13 protein-coding genes are annotated in these 16,189 nt (G+C 74.5%); 3 read left to right on the plus strand and 10 right to left on the minus strand.

Translation table 11 applies throughout. The annotated features are described in order from the left end of the window. Positions 1 to 200: 200 nt before the first annotated feature. The gene (locus NT8_RS06575; RefSeq protein ID WP_169805191.1) at positions 201 to 2,237 is read right to left on the minus strand and encodes a SpoIIE family protein phosphatase; all 2,037 of its coding nucleotides are present in this window, start codon (positions 2,235 to 2,237) and stop codon (positions 201 to 203) included. Between the two features lie 721 nt (positions 2,238 to 2,958). Between NT8_RS06575 and NT8_RS06580 the strand changes: the two genes are divergently transcribed. Together NT8_RS06580 and NT8_RS06585 are read left to right on the plus strand one after the other, a co-directional pair. Next, entirely contained in the window at positions 2,959 to 3,213 is a 255-nt protein-coding gene (locus tag NT8_RS06580) for a hypothetical protein (protein ID WP_067965342.1), read from the plus strand. A gap of 273 nt (positions 3,214 to 3,486) precedes the next feature. Continuing rightward, positions 3,487 to 5,082: a hypothetical protein gene (locus NT8_RS06585; protein WP_067965318.1), complete on the plus strand. Its 1,596-nt coding sequence runs from the start codon at positions 3,487 to 3,489 to the stop codon at positions 5,080 to 5,082. Positions 5,083 to 5,101: 19 nt separating this feature from the next. On the opposite strand, the gene NT8_RS06590 is transcribed toward NT8_RS06585, so the two are convergent. The 4 genes from NT8_RS06590 to NT8_RS06605 all read right to left on the minus strand — a co-directional run bounded on the left by NT8_RS06590 (position 5,102) and on the right by NT8_RS06605 (position 10,060). Next, positions 5,102 to 5,878: a tyrosine-protein phosphatase gene (locus NT8_RS06590; protein ID WP_067965320.1), complete on the minus strand. Its 777-nt coding sequence runs from the start codon at positions 5,876 to 5,878 to the stop codon at positions 5,102 to 5,104. A gap of 65 nt (positions 5,879 to 5,943) precedes the next feature. After that, positions 5,944 to 6,672 (minus strand): nucleotidyltransferase family protein, encoded by a 729-nt coding sequence (locus tag NT8_RS06595; protein WP_067965321.1) that lies wholly within the window; start codon positions 6,670 to 6,672, stop codon positions 5,944 to 5,946. Between the two features lie 99 nt (positions 6,673 to 6,771). Beyond that, on the minus strand, positions 6,772 to 9,189 hold the full coding sequence (locus NT8_RS06600; protein WP_067965322.1) for an AAA family ATPase: 2,418 nt from the start codon (positions 9,187 to 9,189) through the stop codon (positions 6,772 to 6,774). Between the two features lie 184 nt (positions 9,190 to 9,373). Then, the gene (locus NT8_RS06605; protein ID WP_067965323.1) at positions 9,374 to 10,060 is read right to left on the minus strand and encodes a ribonuclease HII; all 687 of its coding nucleotides are present in this window, start codon (positions 10,058 to 10,060) and stop codon (positions 9,374 to 9,376) included. A 456-nt stretch (positions 10,061 to 10,516) separates the two neighbouring features. On the opposite strand from NT8_RS06605, the gene NT8_RS06610 reads away from it, so the two are divergent. Continuing rightward, entirely contained in the window at positions 10,517 to 11,158 is a 642-nt protein-coding gene (locus tag NT8_RS06610; RefSeq protein ID WP_067965324.1) for a hypothetical protein, read from the plus strand. Between the two features lie 203 nt (positions 11,159 to 11,361). Here the strand turns inward: NT8_RS06610 and NT8_RS06615 are convergent, their stop codons facing one another. The 5 genes from NT8_RS06615 to NT8_RS06635 all read right to left on the minus strand — a co-directional run. Continuing rightward, positions 11,362 to 12,807, minus strand: a complete 1,446-nt coding sequence (locus NT8_RS06615) for an SPFH domain-containing protein (RefSeq protein ID WP_067965325.1) — start codon at positions 12,805 to 12,807, stop codon at positions 11,362 to 11,364. After that, complete coding sequence (locus NT8_RS06620; RefSeq protein ID WP_067965326.1) at positions 12,804 to 14,507, minus strand: SPFH domain-containing protein; 1,704 nt, start codon at positions 14,505 to 14,507, stop codon at positions 12,804 to 12,806. The genes NT8_RS06615 and NT8_RS06620 overlap by 4 nt, the downstream gene beginning before the upstream one ends. Before the next feature lie 163 nt (positions 14,508 to 14,670). Then, a complete protein-coding gene (locus NT8_RS06625) occupies positions 14,671 to 15,105 on the minus strand; it encodes a type II toxin-antitoxin system VapC family toxin (protein WP_067965328.1) in 435 nt (144 codons plus the stop codon). Continuing rightward, on the minus strand, positions 15,087 to 15,284 hold the full coding sequence (locus tag NT8_RS06630; protein WP_217999099.1) for a CopG family transcriptional regulator: 198 nt from the start codon (positions 15,282 to 15,284) through the stop codon (positions 15,087 to 15,089). Before NT8_RS06630 ends, NT8_RS06625 begins: the two co-directional genes overlap by 19 nt. A 325-nt stretch (positions 15,285 to 15,609) precedes the next feature. Beyond that, positions 15,610 to 16,189, minus strand: a 580-nt coding sequence (locus NT8_RS06635) for a hypothetical protein (RefSeq protein ID WP_245646059.1), incomplete at its 5' end; no start/stop codon positions are given.

Genomic DNA, 16,189 nt, shown 5'->3' on the forward strand with positions numbered 1-16,189 from the left:
TCATCCCCGCCTGGACGGAGACACCGGTTTTTCTTCAGCGTATGCGCCCTCTCTAGCGTTTGGGCACATCCGCCCAGTAGGATTTTCCCCGCGGGCCGCGCGGATCGAACCCCACCGTCGGGTCCTCGAACCCACCCCCCGCCTGAGCGGGGTTGATGGTTCCTCCACCTTAGGCAAAGTGTCGGACTTCTTCGTACGGACTACGTCTCCGGCGCGGCCTCGGTCACCGGAAGATGGACGGCGAGCAGAGTCACGTCGTCGTCCTGCTCGTACCCCTTGAGCATGCCCTCAACAAGGTACTTGAGCATGTGCTGTGGATCGCCCACCACCTCCGGCGGCGCCTGTGACGCTACGGTGACCAGTTCCTCGAGCCCGGACGCGACCGCGCGCTTCCGGTTCTCAACAAGTCCATCGGAGTAGAGCACCACGGTGTTACCGGGTTGCACGAAAAATTTGTGGTGGCCCCGCTCGGAGCGGACGCCCAGCGGGGTGTCGGGCTCGGTCTCCAGCAGCCACGGGGCCGCGTGGTCCGGGACGACCAGCGGCGGCAGGTGCCCGGCGTTGCTGAGGTCGATCTGCCCGGTCTCGGGGTCGAGCACGAAGTACACCAGCGTGGTGACCTGGTCGACGCCCTCGGTGGCGTCGAACATCCGGTCGAGGCCGGTGAGCACGTCGGCGGGTTCGGGCATGCTGAACGCCAGGGCGCGCAGCGCGTTGCGCACCCGGCTCATGCCGGTGGCGGCCTTGATGCCCTTGCCCATGACGTCGCCGAGGACCCCGGCGACCCGGCCGTCGGGCAGCGGGAACGCGTCGTACCAGTCGCCGCCGACCTGCACGTGCTGGGTGCCCGAGCGGTAGATGGCGCGCATGCGGATGCCCTTGACCTCGGGCAGGTCCTCGGGGAGCAGGCTCTTCTGCAGGGACTCGGCCATGCTGTGCTCGCGCTCGAAGAGCTTGGCGCGCTCCAGCGCGAGCGCGCACTGGCCGGCCAGGGCCTCCAGGAAGACCTTCTCCTCGTCGGAGATGTCGCGCGGGGCGGCGAAGGCGAACTTCAGCGCGCCGATGGGCAGGCCGGCGCTGAGCAGCGGCAGCGCCACCCACGCGCGCTCGTCGGTGTGCTTGAGGAAGGTGACGACCGCGGGGTCGTCGTCGAGCAGCGCCCGCAGCTCGAACGGGCTGCCCGCGATGAACGGCTTGCGCTCGCGCACCGCCATGGACATGGCGCTGGGGAAGTCGAGCCCGGACTCGGCGGGCTGGGCGCCGGGCGTGCCGGCGGGCGGGGCGTCGCCGAGCAGGTGCAGCCGGAACTCGCTGTCGAGTTCGCCGAGCGTGGTGCGGTCGGCGCCGACGGCGGACTGGCCGATCTCGCCCATGGCGTGGACGACCTCGTGCACGGTGAGCGCCTCGGCGAGGTCGGAGGTGGCCTTCTGCAGCCGCACGGTGCGCAGCGCGGCCTCGCCCAGTTGCTGGGTGAGGCGGGTGCGCATGTCGTCGGCCTCGCGCTGGGTGGTGACGTCGGTGTGGGCGCCGACCCACTCGACGAGTTCGTCGCCGCGCATGATGGGCACGGCCCGCGACCGGTAGTGGCGGAAGTCGCCGGACTGGGTGCGCACCCGGAACACCTGGTCGAACGCCGTCTGATCGGCGACGGCGTCGGCCCAGGCGCGGGCCACCCGGCCCTGGTCGTCGGGGTGGGCGGCCTCGAGCCAGCCGCGGCCGAGGTACTGCTCGGCGGTCTGGCCGGTGATGGCGCGCCACTCGGGGCAGTCCTCGGAGACGTCGCCGTCGGCCCGGGCGGCCCACACGATCTGGTTGGTGGCCGCCAGCAGGGACCGGTAGCGCTCTTCACTGCGCCGCAACGCCACCTCCGCGTTGTGTCCGTCGCCGGGGTCGACCGCGATGAGCGCCGCCCCGTCGGTGCCGTCGTCGTCGCGCGCGGCGAACCAGGTGGTCGCCCACGCCGGCCGGTCGCCGCCGAGGACGTGGTCGCCGCGCACCGCGGGCTCGCCCGCGAGGACGGCGGCGATGGCGGTGTCGTAGGCCGCGGCGTTGGCGGCGTCCAGCAGGTCGGCCGGGACCCGGCCGCGGCAGTCCTCGGCGGAGCGGCCGAGCAGCGCGGCCAGGGCCGGGTTGACCCGCCGCAGCCGCGCCGCGGAGTCGAAGAACGCGAACCCGATGGGGGCCTCCCGCAGCAGCGCCTCCAGCAGCGCGGAGTCCACGGGGCCGAGTCCGGACATGCGAGGGAGCGGGACGGACGTCTCGGTGCTCAACAATGACACCTCCGGGGTCCTTTCCCCCGATCGAGGGGGCTCGCCGCGGCGAGCGCCAGAAGCCTAACCAACATGGGCCGGGTGGGATCGGGAACGGGGTCGTCCACGTCCCCGGGCCACCGTCGGCGTTCGCACCACTCGTCTCCCTCGTGCCCGCGATGCGTCCGCCGGACGCGATCGGTGCCGGCGGAGGACCGGTGCGGCGACGGGGTCGACCGCCGCCACCGCATCAGCATAGGCCACAACCGTTCGGTCACGCCGAACGCGTCGCGGCGGAAAGTCAGCGGCCATAGCGGAAGGTAAATACTACGTCTTCCCTCCCCCGGGCCGCGCGATCCCGTTGTTTTCGGCCGCCCTTTTCCCGCATTTCCTCCGACCGATCCGCCGAAACAGCGGAGTTCCGGCGCTTGTCCCTGCTCAGGGCCGTGTCCGAAACCGCCGCGGTCGCGCCGGTGACATTCGGCGGACCGGGACGCCGCGCGGTCCCGCCGCCGCGCGGCGGGCGCGCGGCGGCGGCCGGGCGAACGCCCCGGTCACCCCGGGCGGCGGCGCCCCGCGACCGTTCCACCGGTCCGCAAAGCCTGGGTAAGGGGCCGCCGTGCGGGGGTTGACACCCCGCTGCGGGCGGGTGAAATGGATGGTGGTCACCGTCCGGACCACAGCCGGCCACGAGGGGCGTGAGCGCCAAATGCTCCAGACCTACGTCGGCGATCTCCAGCAGATCGCCACCCGACTGCACGACGAGTTCAGCGATTTGTCGCACCGCTGCATCCAGCGGTGCGTCCACGACACGTTCAAATGCGCCGAGCACCTCGGCATCCGGGTCACCCCGGGGCTGGTCGAAGGGGTCGCCCGCGAGCACCTGCGCGCCATGGTGAAATCCGCGCCGACCTCCGCGCCGACCTCCGCGCCGGGCCCCGCGGGGTACGGGCGCCCGCTCTAGTCGTGCCGACCGGGTCACTCCGAGCCCGCCACCGCGTCCGCGCCGCGCACCGCCGCGCGGCTCCGCCCATCGGGGGCCGCCCACCGGCCCGCGAGCCGCCGGGGAGCGCGCCCCGGGACCGCGACGGCCGGGGCGCTCCGCCGGGGGCGCCCACCCGCCACCCGCATACCTCCCTGCACCGGGGGCGGGTGCCATAGGCTCTGTCGGGTGTCGGAACCTCCCCTCTCCCGGCGCCCGGATCCCGCCTCCCTTCCGGACGCCGTCTTCACCGAGATGCTCCGCGCCGCCCGCGCGCTGCTGGCCACGCGCGACCCGCTCGACGCCGAGCTGGGGGTCAGCGAGATGCTGGGGTCCTGGTGGGGCCGGCGGATGCCGGGCATCGACGTCGAGCGCCGCCTCGGTGACGGCCTGATCGACCGCGCGGCCGCCTCGGGCAGCGCCGCCGGGCTGGCCCTGCTCGCCGGGATCGCGGTCCTGGGCACGTCGCAGCGCCAGCGCGACCTCGCCGCGAAGGCGGCCGACGGCCTCGGTTCCGCCGGGGTCGGCCGCCCGGCCTGGGCCGACGCGCTGGGCCGGGCCCGCCCGGTGGCCGCCTACGTCTCCGGCAACCGGTTCGCCGACACCGACGACGTCATCTGCGTGTTCCGCTACGACGGCGTGCCGGCCGGCGCGCCCGGCGGCACCCACGCGGTCATCGCCGTGGTCGACCACAACAGCGGCGGCGTCCTGCGCGACGCCTGGGTCACCACCAAGGTCGAGCGGCTGCTGGAGCACTGCCGGGGCGAGGCCGGCGGCGGCGACCCCATGGCCACGTTCACCTCCCTGCGCCCTGAGCGCGCCCGCGCGCTGCTGGAGGAGGCGCTGCTGCGCACCGACCGGGCCACGGCCGGGGCGGCCGACGGGCGGGCGGCGCACCACCCGGCGCCCGCCGGGCTGACCGGTCCGTCCTTTGCCGCGCACCACGCGCTGCTGCGGGCCCGGGTGCGGGCGCTGCCCCGCGCCGCCGCCCAGCGGGGCGGCCGGGCGCCGACCCGCCCGCTGTGGCGGCGCGACCGGCGGGCCACCCTGGCGGCCAGGTTCCTGGCCTCGGAGGCGGCGGCCGGCCTTTCGGACTCCTTCGCGGCGAGCCGGTGCGTGGACCACATCATCGGCTACGGGTGCGACGTCGACGGCGGGCGCCCGCTGCGGGTCAGCCCGCGCAAGGTCGAGGCGTTCCTGCTGACGTGGCTGCCGCGCCGGGTGGTGCTGCTGCCCGAGGAGCAGGAGGCGATGCCGCACGTGCTGGCGGCGTGGGTGCGCTGGGCGGGGCCGCGGCACGGCCTGCCGGAGGTCGCGGTGGGCGCCACGCTCGACGCGCTGTGGGAGGCCACGTCGGCGTTCAGCACCTCCTACCTCGACCTGGCGGCCTCCTTCGGGCTGCGCCAGGAGGTGGTCCGGCGGCTGCTGCCCGACGGCGACCTGTCGGCGCTGCCCCGCCGGATGTTCGCGTTCCCGCTGCTCACCAGCGACCTGCTGGAGGAGTCGGCCGCCGAGTTCGACCCGGCCACCCGCGAGGGCCGGCGCGCGCTGCTGCGGCTCGACCACTTCGGCGAGTACGACGCGCCGGTGACCCACCGCGGCAAGCACTCCGCCGGCGGCGGGCCGGCCCCGGCCGCCCGCGCGGACGGCCCCGACGCCGAGGAGCAGCTCGCCGCGCACGAGCGCCTGGCCGAGCGGCTGTGGAACGGCGAGCCGGCGGCGCTGTGGCCGGCCGCCGAGCGCCTGCTCGACCGCGGGCACACCCGGCCCGAGGTGCTGCGCACGCTGATGCGGGTGGCGGGCGCGGCCGAGGACGGCGACGACCTGACGGCGCGGCTCGACGCCCTCTGACCGCGGGCCGGGCGGGCGGCTACTCCAGCATGCGCCCGCGCAGCGCGGCGACGGTCTCGGGGCGGAGCTTGAGGCCGTCGGCGACGTAGCCCTCGAAGGACCCGTACACCTCCTCGACCTCGGCGTAGGCGGACTCCAGGTAGGCGCGGCGCACGTCGATCATGGGGGTGACCAGCTCGGGGTCGATGCCGTTCGCCCGCACGTTGCCGGCCATCCAGGCGCGCGTCTGCCGGAGCCGCCCGTTGCTGGCGAGGTAGTCCTCGACGACGGTCTCGCGCGGCACGCCCAGCAGCTCCAGCAGCAGGGCGGCGCCCCAGCCGGTGCGGTCCTTGCCCGCGCTGCAGTGGAACACCATCGCGGTGGGGCCCTCGGCCGCCTGCTGGACCAGCTCGCGGTACGCCTCGCGGGCGTCGTCGCCGGAGACCAGGGCCCGGTTGACCGCGTGCATGAAGCGCTCGGCCCCGTTGTCGGCGAGCAGTTCGGCCGCGCGCTCGGGGTCGGACAGGATCGCGGCGAGGTCGGCGCCGGTGGAGTGCCGGCCCTGGACGTCGAGGACGGTGTACTCGACGCCCTCGGGCACGGTGTCGGGGCCGTGCTCGCGCTCGAACACGGTCCGCAGGTCGATGATGTGGCGCAGACCGAGGCCGCGCAGCGCGGCGACGTCGGCGCCGTCGAGGCGGGCGAGCGCGTCGGCGCGGTAGAGGAGGCCGCGCCGCACCCGCTCCCCGCCGGCGGTGGCGTACCCGCCGAGGTCGCGGAAGTTGGGGGCGCCGGACAGGAGGGGGTCGTCGTTCATCACGTCCGCGACGATACCCGGGGGGCGGCGGCCCGCCCCCGGGCCGCCCCCGCCGTACGGGGCGGTCAGCGGGCGGGGGCGCCGCCGCGGACCGCGGGGATCTGCTCGCCCGCCTCCTTGACGTCCTTGGCGGTGTCGACCCCGCGCCAGAAGCCGTCGATGCGGTAGCCGAAGAGCCGGCCCTGGGCCGCGAGGTCGGGGAAGGTGCTCGACTCGTGGTCGCCCTTGACCGGCAGCATCGGGGTGGCCGCCCGCTCGAAGACGTAGACGCCGGCGTTGATCCAGAACGGGAGCACCGGGCTCTGCGTGAAGCCCTCGATGGCGCCGTCGTCGGTGACGTCGACGATGCCCCAGGTGGTCTGGTAGCGGGCGAGGGCCAGCGTGACGAGGCCGCCCTTGGCGCGGTGGTAGGCGGTGAACTCGTCCAGGGGGAACCAGGTGAGGATGTCGCCGTTGAGGGCGAAGTAGGGCTGGTCGGAGACGCGCAGGCCCGTCGCCGCGTAGCGCAGCGCACCGCCCCGGCCCAGGGGCTCGTCCTCGACCAGCAGGGTGGTCTCGGGGCCCTCGGTGCGGGACCCGAGGTGCTCGCGCAGCACCTCCGCCTTGTACCCGCAGGAGACCACCACGTGCTCGACCCCGTGCGCGGCGAGCCATTCGAGCTGGTAGTCGACGATGGGCCGGCCGGCGACCTCGACCATGGCCTTGGGGCGGGTGTCGGTGTAGGGGCGCAGGCGGGTCGCCTGGCCGCCGGCCAGGATCACGGCCTGGCTGATGGGCGCGGTGGTTCCACTCATGCAGCGGACCCTAGCAGGGCGGGCGTGCCGGGATCGGGGCGGTTCGCGGGCTTTTCGCCCGCCGGTCCGCGCCCGTTCCCCGGGCCGCCGGGCGCCGCCTCAGCGCTGGGTGACCTCGGCGTAGGCGGCGCGCACGTCCTCGCTGGTGACCACGGTCAGCTCGGCGGCCGTGGCGGCGTCGCCCAGCTCCTCGGTGACGCGCAGGTCGCGGTAGGAGCAGGACTTCTCGAACAGCGAGCGCGCGAACCGGCCGTTGCCGAGCTCGTCGATCCACCCGGCGTCGCACACGTAGCCGAAGATGCGGGTGAGGTCGTCGCGGGCGGTGGGGTCGAAGGCGTCGCCGGTGCGGGCCGCGAGGACCTCGGCGATCTCGGTCAGCTCCGCGGGCGAGTAGCTGGGGAACCGGACCCGGATGTTGAACCGCGACGACAGGCCCGCGTTGCTGGCCAGGAACCGGTCCATCTCGGCGGGGTAGCCGGCGAGCACCACGACCAGCCGCGACCGGTCGTCCTCGGCGCGCTTGAGCAGGGTCTGGATGGCCTCGGCGCCGAACGCGTCGCCCCCGCTGTAGCCGGGGTTGGCCAGGGCGTAGGCCTCGTCGACGAACAGCACCCCGCCCAGGGCCCGGTCGACCAGCTTGCCGGTCTTGATGGCGGTGGCGCCCAGGTGCTCGCCCACCAGATCGGAGCGCTGCGCCTCGACCACCTCGGCCCGGGTGAGCAGCCCCAGGGCGGCGAACACCCGGCCGAGGATGCGCGCGACCGACGTCTTGCCGGTGCCGGGCGGGCCGGAGAACACGAAGTGCCGCATCGGCGGCTGGTTGCGCAGCCCCTGCTCCTCGCGGAGCTTGGCGGCCTGGAGCTGGGCGACGATCGACCGCACCTGCCGCTTCACGGGTTCGAGGCCGATCAGGGCGTCCAGTTCGGCCAGCGCCTCGGCGATGTCGGGGGTCTCGCCGAACCCGGGCAGCCGGGCGGTCAGGGCGTCGTAGGCGCCGGCGACGTCGCACTCGCGCACCGTGACCAGGTCCTCGGCGGTCGGCGGGCGGTCGGCGCCCCCGGTGGTGACGACGCGGACGTCGCGGGCCTCGGCGGCCTTCTCGACCAGGGAGCGGACGAAGCGCCCGTTGCCGAGGTCGTCGATGACGCCCCGCTGCACGGTCTGCTCGAAGCGGCGGCGCAGCGCCGGGCGCGCGGCGGCGTCGACCAGGTCGCCCCGCTGCGCGAACAGCGACTCGGCGATGGCCTGGAGTTCGCCGGCGGAGTAGCTGGGGAACGTGACCCGGGTGGCGAACCGGGACGCCAGGCCGGGGTTGGACGCGAGGAACCGGTCCATCTCGGCGTCGTAGCCGGCCAGGATGACCACGACCCGGTCGCGGTCGTCCTCGGCCCGCTTGAGCAGGGTCTGCACGGCCTCGTTGCCGAACCGGTCGGGCTGGCCGTCGCCGTCGTTGACCAGCGAGTACGCCTCGTCGATGAACAGCACGCCGCCCAGCGCGCGGTCGACCAGCTCGTTGGTCTTGATGGCCGTGGCGCCGAGGTACTCCCCCACCAGGTCGGCCCGCTGCGCCTCGACCACGTGCGGGGTGGGCAGCAGCCCGAAGGAGTGGAAGATGGTCGCCAGGGTGCGCGCCACCGACGTCTTTCCGGTGCCGGGCGGGCCCGAGAACACCAGGTGGCGCAGCGGCTTGTCGACCGCGTACCCGGCGTCGGCGCGCAGCCGGGCGGCCTCGATGGACGCGGCGATCGCGCGGACCTGCTGCTTGACCGGGTCGAGGCCGATCATGGCCTCCAGTTCGGCCAGCGCCTCGTCGACCGGCACCGGCGGCACCGCGTCGCCGCCGCCCTCGGGCGCCGCGGGGGTGCGGCCGTCGGCGGCGCGCTGGCGCGCCGCGGGCTCGGTGCGCGGGCGGCCGCGCCGGTCGGGCGGGGGCGCGCCGATCTCCTGGAGGCTGCGCCGCAGCCGGTAGGCGGCCGCGAACCGCCAGGCCAGGGCCGCCGCGGCGCCGGCCGCCGCGCAGAGCAGGCCGAGGGCCGACGGCGCCGATCCGACCAGCATGCCCGCCAGGGCCACGCCCAGGCCGAGGATGAGGCCGCAGAGCAGGGCGAGCAGCGTGGTGTGCCAGACCGGGAACTCGGTGATGCGGGTGGCGGCCAGCGACACCAGCAGGGGCAGCAGCGGCAGGAGCAGCAGCACCGAGGCGTCGGCGGTCTCCAGCGGGATGTGGAACAGCAGGTACGCCAGGACGGTCCAGCCGATGGCGACGAGGGTGGTGGCGACGGCGTCGGAGCCGCGCATGAGCGCCGCGCCGAGGGCGAGCACGGCGACGGTCACCGCGATGGCGGTGAGCACCGGCACCCCGGCGATCCAGGCGCCCGCGGCGGCGACGGTGACCGCGGCGGCCCCGCCGATCAGCCGGGTGCGCGGCGGGGTGGCGCGGTAGGCGGTGCGCAGCCGCGCGAGGGCCGAGGGGCCCTCGGGTCTGTCCGTGGTCCGGGACCGGTCGTCGCGCGGCATTCCCGCCCCTCCTGTCGTCCCGTGTCTGACGGATCCGCCGGCGGCGCGGCGCGGTCGCCCGCCGTTCCTGTTGTACCCGCCACCGCGCGGGTCGGGGCGCGGTGGCTCCCATACTGCCGCCGACCACCGCCGCGCAGAAGCGCCCGGTGGGCCCCGATCCGGCGTGTCGCCGCCGGAGCGGGGGTCACAGCAGCGTCGGCTGCTCGGCGGTGCCGGGCCGGGGCCGGCGCAGGTGCCGCCATTTCGGCAGGTCGTCCCAGTAGGCCCAGCTCATGCGGTGGTGCGGGGTGGGGCCGTGCTCGGCGAGCGCGGCGCGGTGCACCGGCGACGGGTAGCCGACGGCCGTGGCGAACCCGTAGCCGGGGTGGTCGGGGTCGAGCCCGGCCATGTAGGTGTCGCGGTGCACCTTGGCCAGAACGGACGCGGCGGCGACCGAAACGCAGGTGAGGTCGGCCTTGACCTGGGTGCGCACCCGCCAGGGCGGGCCGAGGTAGTCGTGGCGGCCGTCGAGGATGACGGCGTCGGGGCGGAGCCGCAGGCCGGCGAGCGCTCGGTCGGCGGCGCGGCGCAGCGCCTCGGTCATGCCGGCCTCGTCGATCTCGGCCGGCTCGGCGCGGCCGAAGGCGTGGTCGCGCACCCAGGGGCGGAGCAGGGCCTCCATGGCGGTCCGCCGGGCGGGGGTGAGCCGCTTGGAGTCGGTGAGGCCCTCGGGCGGCGGGGAGCCGTCGGTGACGGCGGCGCAGACGACGACGGGTCCGGCCCAGGCGCCCCGGCCGACCTCGTCGACGCCCGCGACCAGGGCGGCGCCGCCCGCGGACAGCTCGCGTTCGATCGTGTACCCCGGCAGGGGGACGGTGGAGGAGACGGGCACGTCCCCAGCTTAGGGCGTCGGCCGCCCGGGGGCGGCCCCGGTCGGGCGTCGGCGCCGGGATGCGGACGTCCGGATCGCGGTTTCCGGCCGCCGCCGCGCGGCGGTGCGCGGGCCGGACCGGCGGCGGCCGGGCGGCGAGGCGCCGCGCGGCGGCCCGGCGCCCGGCGCCGCCGCGGGGCGGGCGCCGCCGACCCGCGCGCCGGGGCGGCCGCCGCGGGGCCGGGTCGGCCCCGGCGGGTCGCCCGGTCCCGCCGCCGGACCGGCGGCGGCTCCGACCCCCGCCACCTGTGACCGAAACGGACCGGAAACCCCGCGCGGTACGCCCGGACGGCCTGAGGCGGCGCCGCGGCTCCCCTATCCTGAGGGGCGGGCCGCGCTTCCGCCGGCCTTCGCGAACCTGGTGCGCGCCGAGCTGCCCGCCGGCGCCGCACCGCAGAGAAGTGGGGAGAAGCCGGCATGTCCGCCGCCGAGTCCGATTCGGTCGCGCAGCTCATCGCGATCGCGCACCGCCCGACGTTCGGCCAGCGGCTGATCTCCTGGGCGTCGCGGCCCCCGGGGCGCCTCTACCTGCCGGCGTGCACGGTGATCGGCCTCGTCCTGCTGTACGAGGACAGCGTCCCCGGCGGCCACCTGCCGAGCCTGCTCCTGGGGGTGGGCGGCGGCGCCGTCCTCGCCGCCATGGGGGCGCTGCGCCTCGGCATCGCGCTGTCGATCGCCCGCCCGATGATCCGCTACTACTGGCTGCGCTGGGTGTCGGCGCCGATCATCGCGCTGCTCGCCATCGGGTTGTCGGTCGCCGACATCCCGCTGCAGACGCGCGTCGACACCTCCGCCGACGCCCTGCTCGGCGTCCGCGCCACCGCCGACAGCTTCGGCACGGTGCCGCTCGACGGCACGTGGGCCGGCCTGTACCCGCTGGAGTCCGTCACGGTCAGCGAGGGGATCACCCGCTACACGGTGCGGGGGGCGGGCCTGCTCGACGGCTCCGGGCTGGCCTACAGCCCCGACCCGCTGCCCACCGACGAGTTCCTGGAGGGGCAGGGCGGCGTGGTCTTCGAGCACATCTCCGGCCCCTGGTACTCCTGGAGCGAGTACTGATCCGGCGCGTCCGCCTCCGCGTTCCGGGGCCGCCGGCGGGGTTCCCGTCGGCGGCCCCGCGCGTCGGCGGGTCCGGGCGCCGCGCACGGGGGCCCGCCGCCTGACGGCGGGTGCGCGCGCGGGCCCGGGAACGGCGGCGGGCCGCCCGCGCCGGAGCGCGGACGGCCCGTGGGGACCGGAGCGGGCGCACGGCCCGGCCGGGGTCAGCGGCGGCGCCGGCCGCGCCCCCCGCCCTTCGGCGCCTGCTCGCGCAGGGCCTCCTGCTGCTCCTGGGCGAACCGCTCGGCCATCTGCTGCTGGTGGCCGGCCGCCGAGGCGACCGCGCCCTGCGCCTCCTGGAAGGCGCCGGCCGCGGCCTCGACCGCCCGCTCCGCGCGGGCGGGCAGCTGCGCCCCGCCGCGCCCGTTGCCCAGGCCGGGCAGGAGCTGGGCGAGCAGCAGCGTCGACAGCGCGGAGGAGTCGCCGCCGCCGTCGGTGCGCACCACGACCGGCTGCGGGGCGCGCTCGGCGAGCGTGGCGCCCACGTCGAGCCGGCGGCGCGCCAGCTCGTAGCGGAGCACGGCCCGGTTGTCGCGGTAGGACGTGGCGAGGCGCTGCTGCGCCTTCGCCTCGTTCTGCGCGGCGACCAGGTCGGAGCGGCCGCGGGTCTCGATCTCGTAGCGGACCCGCTGCGCCTCGGTCTCCTGCTCCTCCAGCATCTGGGCGACGTCCTTGCGGGCCTTGTTCAGCGCCGCGTTGACCTCGACGATCTTGGCGTCGCGGGTCTTCTTGGACCGCTCGATGTCCATGAGCAGGGTGTCGATGCGCCGCTTGCGGGTGAGCTCCCACTCCTGTTCGTAGGCGACCAGCTCCTTGGCGACCCGCTCGCGGGTGGCCAGGTGCTGCTGGTACTGGTTGGGCAGCTGGACGTCGGGGATGTTGCACCCCATGATCCGCACGCCGTACCGGCTGAGCTGCCGGTTGAGCAGGTCCTGCATGTCGGCCACGTCGGAGCCGCGCAGGTCGTAGGCGCTCTCGGTGCGGACCCGGCGGCTGCGCTGCCGGATGGCGTCCTGCACCGCGTTGGACAGCACCAGGTCGAAGTTGCTCGCCCCGATGGTGCGGACGAACGCGACGGCGTCGATGATGCGGAACTTCAGGAAGAACTCGATCGACTTCAGCGGGACGTTCTCGTGCGTGGGGCAGGCCAGGACCGGCGCGGTGTAGGGGATCTCGGTGGAGATGTCGACCACGAAGTCGACCCGCGACCACGGGTGCCACAGGTAGTGCCGGCCCGGGTCGAGCTGGCCGACGACCGCGCCGTACTTGGTCAGCACGCCCACGGTGCCCTGCTCGATCTCCACGATCGAGGAGCGCCACCACCACAGCAGGCCGCCGAAGAGGGCGACCAGGGAGAGCAGCAGGACCGGGAGCATCGCCCACCCGAGGAGGGCGGCGTCGCCGACCAGGCCGAGCACGAGCGAGGTGGCCAGCGCGTACACCGCGAACCAGACGAGCCCGGTCCACTTCAGCCCGCGGCTGTCGCGCGGGATCACGACGGGGACGAGCACGCCCTGGTCGCCGCCGCGCAGCAGCCGGGCGATGTCGTTCCAGGAGGCGAGCGACTCCTTGATGCTGGAGGCGCCGCGGCCCCGTTCCGGTGCGCTCATCGGTGGCCTCCCTGGTACGGGTCGGTCGGGTCCGTCGGCTCGCCGGGGCCGCCGGCGGCCGGGGCGCCGGGCGCCGGGGGCGCGGCGGCGATGCGGTCCTCGATGGCCTCGTCGGCGACGGACTGGCGGATCTCCTCGACCCGGTCGGCGCCGGGGACGTCGTCGCCCGCGCCGGGCCGGGGGGCCTCGACCGTCGCGTCGTCGGTGTCGAGCAGCTCCCGGATCTCGGCCTCGCGCTCGGCGATGCGGGCGGAGATCGCGTGCAGGCGGCCGCGGATCTCGCCCATGTCCTCGTCGGAGAACAGGGTGTTGTCGGCCTCGCCGATGATGCCCTGCGCGATGCGCAGGAAGTCGACGCTCGCGGCGTCGCCGTCGCCGATGTGCAGCACCTGCGGCAGGCTGTCGGCCACCGACTCCAGCTTGTCCAGCACGTCCTGCTGGAAGCGGTAGTCGAGGATCTCCGGGGACTCGGCCGCGCTCACCGCGCGGATGTCGAGGGCCTGGGCCTCCAGCAGCGCCGCGTTGGCGTTGGCGGTGCTCTCGGCCTCGACGAACCGCTGCCGGGCCAGCGCCCGCGCCCGGTTGGTCTCGCGCTCCAGGGCGGTGTCCATCTGCGCCTGGTACTGGGCGATGTCGGCCTGGATCGCCGACAGGGTCTCGTTGAGGGAGGCGAGCTCCTTGTTCAGGTCGCCCTCGTTCTGCTCCTTGCGGAGCTGGAGCTCGTACTCGTAGGTGTACGCCTCCTTGGCGACGCGCACCATCTCGGGCGCCGCCAGGTCCATGCGGTACTCCTGGCTCGACGGCTCGGCGTGCGTGATGTTGGCGTTGGTCAGCCGCACCGCCGGGAGGAACTGCTGGTTGAGCTGCTCCAGCAGCCGCGCGGTGTTCTCGCCCACCATGTCGTAGATGTCCGACGCCTGCTGGTCGTAGATGAGGCTGCGCGTGGTCTCGCTGATCGCGTTGTTCAGCTTCTCCTGGAAGCCCTGGACGGCGCCGAGGACGAAGATGAACTGCTCGGGGTCCTCGATCTTGAACTGCACGAACAGGTCGATGGACGCCTTCACGCCGCTCTTGGTCGGCGCCTCGCGGATGGGCGCGTTGAACGGGTACTCGCGCTGCGTGTTGACGATGTAGGAGACCCGCTTCCACGGGTTGAACAGGGTGACCCGGCCCGGGCCGACGATCTGCTCCAGCTTGCCGAACTTGGTGATCAGCGCGGCGCAGCCGTCGGGCACCATCACCATGCCCTGCCGCCACCACATGAAGGCGCCGAACGCGATCAGCACGATCCAGTAGTGGAGGCCGAAGAACGGGTTGAGCAGGATGCCGGTGGCGAGGGTGACCGGGAAGGTGAGGAACTGGCCGACGACGCCGACGATCGCGAGGACGATCACCGGGAGCATGGCGGTGAAGGTGCGGCCGCGGGGGATCACCATCGGGCAGATGACGTGCACGCTGCCGCCGGCGCCGCGGTCGAACGAGCTGCTGTTCAGGGCCTCGCCGGCGTTGTTCAGGGAGGTGGTCTGCTGCTCGATGCGGGTTCCCACCGAGGCGCCCTGGTCACGGGCCGCCAGGAAGTCGCCCGGATCCAGGCCGACCCCCTCCGCCGCCTCGCCGAACGCGTTGGAGACCGCATCCCGTGGATCGCCGCCCTGGGCGATCGCATCGGCGGCCCCGCGCACCGTCTGCGCGAAGGACATAGGTATCGACTCCTTGCTGATCGCGGAACTGCGGATACGACGCGACGGAGGCGCGACGGGTTCCGCGAACGTGGTCGGGGGTGGGTCGCATCCTCCCATATCAGGCCATGTCACAACGGATTCCGCCGCCACATGGCCGACCACGGCCGCCCACGGCAACCAGTCAGACGTGCACGACGACCAAGCGCTCGGCCTTCGGCCGCTCCGGCTCCTCGACGAGCCGGTGCAGGTCGTCCGGGTCGCTGGTCAGCACCAGGCAGGGGCGGGCCTGGGCGAGCGCGGTGGCCGCGACGACGGCGTCGACCGCGTACCGGTGCCCGGTCAGCCCAGTGGCGCCGAGGAGTTCGCCCGCCCGACGCGCGATGGCGGCGTCGACCGGCACCACGGTGATCCGCGCGAGCACGCGGTGGACGGCGGCGTCGCGGGGTCCGCCCCGCAGGACCTCGGTCAGGGTCACGGCACTGACGACGACCCGGGCGCCACGGCGCAGGGCGCTGGTCAGGTGGGCGCGGGCGCGGTCGTCGCCCGCAGCGAGCTTGGCGAGCCCTTCACTGTCGAGGACCAGGGCGCCGCCGGGGGTCAGTCGCCGTCCGGCCACGCCGCGTCCGCCTCCGCTAGGGCCGCCTCGGAGACCGGTCCGTGCTCGGCTTCGAGCAGGGCGGCCAGGTCGGCGAGCAGGTCGAGTTCGAGGCGGCGCGCGACGGCCTCGGTGACGTAGCGGCTGAACTCGCCGCGCCCCACGCGCTCCTGCACGGCGGCGGTGAGGTCCTCCGGCATGGAGACACTGACCTTGCGGGCACGTGCGGCGGGACGCTCCTCATCGCGAGGCTCGGTAGAGGCTTCGTCTCCCTGCTCGGAAGCAGCTGCGGATAGCTCGGCTGCGCGGACGAGCGCCGTGGCGAGCGTATATGACTTGCCCGAGCCCAGTGAACCCGAAACTCTTGCGGACAGCCGCTCGTACGCCCGCACTATGCTGCGTTCAGCTTCCGTATCCATGAAATCGGCCTTCACCTCGGTGATGCTACCAGCGGTGGTAACGCCATTCCCGGTTTTCGGTATTCCCACTCCCCCGACACACCACCCCGTGCCGGTCGTGGCCGGGTCACCGCGTCTTCCCCACCAGCCAGTCACGCAGTTGGTCGTCGTCGCTCAGGCTGATCAACTGGACCAGCCCCCAGTTCTCGCGGTGGTCGGGAGCGTCCAGCAGGTGGTCCTGCCAGTCCTCCGCGTACTCCCGCAGAGCGGCGACCATTTCGGTGAGGGCCTCCCCGAACGAGGCTCCGTCCGCGGCGACGGGCAGGCCCGGAATGAAGACGGACCACCCTTCGGCCTCGGGGACCACCTGCGCACGCGACGGAGCGACCGTCGCGAGGAGATGGCGCAATCTTCCGACGTCCACAAGGGCGAGGCTCGCCGACCCACGGCGTATCGTGGCGACACGCCCCCTCTCCGCCGCGTCCAGGAGCGCCTTGAGATGCGAGCGGGCCTCGGTGTAGCTGGCGTAGTGCACGGCCGTCATGTCGGTACCTCCATCGGGACGTGCCTTGGGCTTGCCACCGACAGGAAAGTACATCGAGTACGCCACGTCCGCGTCGGTCGGGAGGAACCGCGCGGCCCACCACCTCCGCAGCGGGGCCCGGACGACCGCCGCCCCGGTGGAGAGCCGAGGCTCTCCACCGGGG

The sequence above is a fragment of the Nocardiopsis trehalosi NBRC 14201 genome (genome assembly GCF_001552555.1).
Classification (GTDB): domain Bacteria; phylum Actinomycetota; class Actinomycetes; order Streptosporangiales; family Streptosporangiaceae; genus Nocardiopsis_B; species Nocardiopsis_B trehalosi.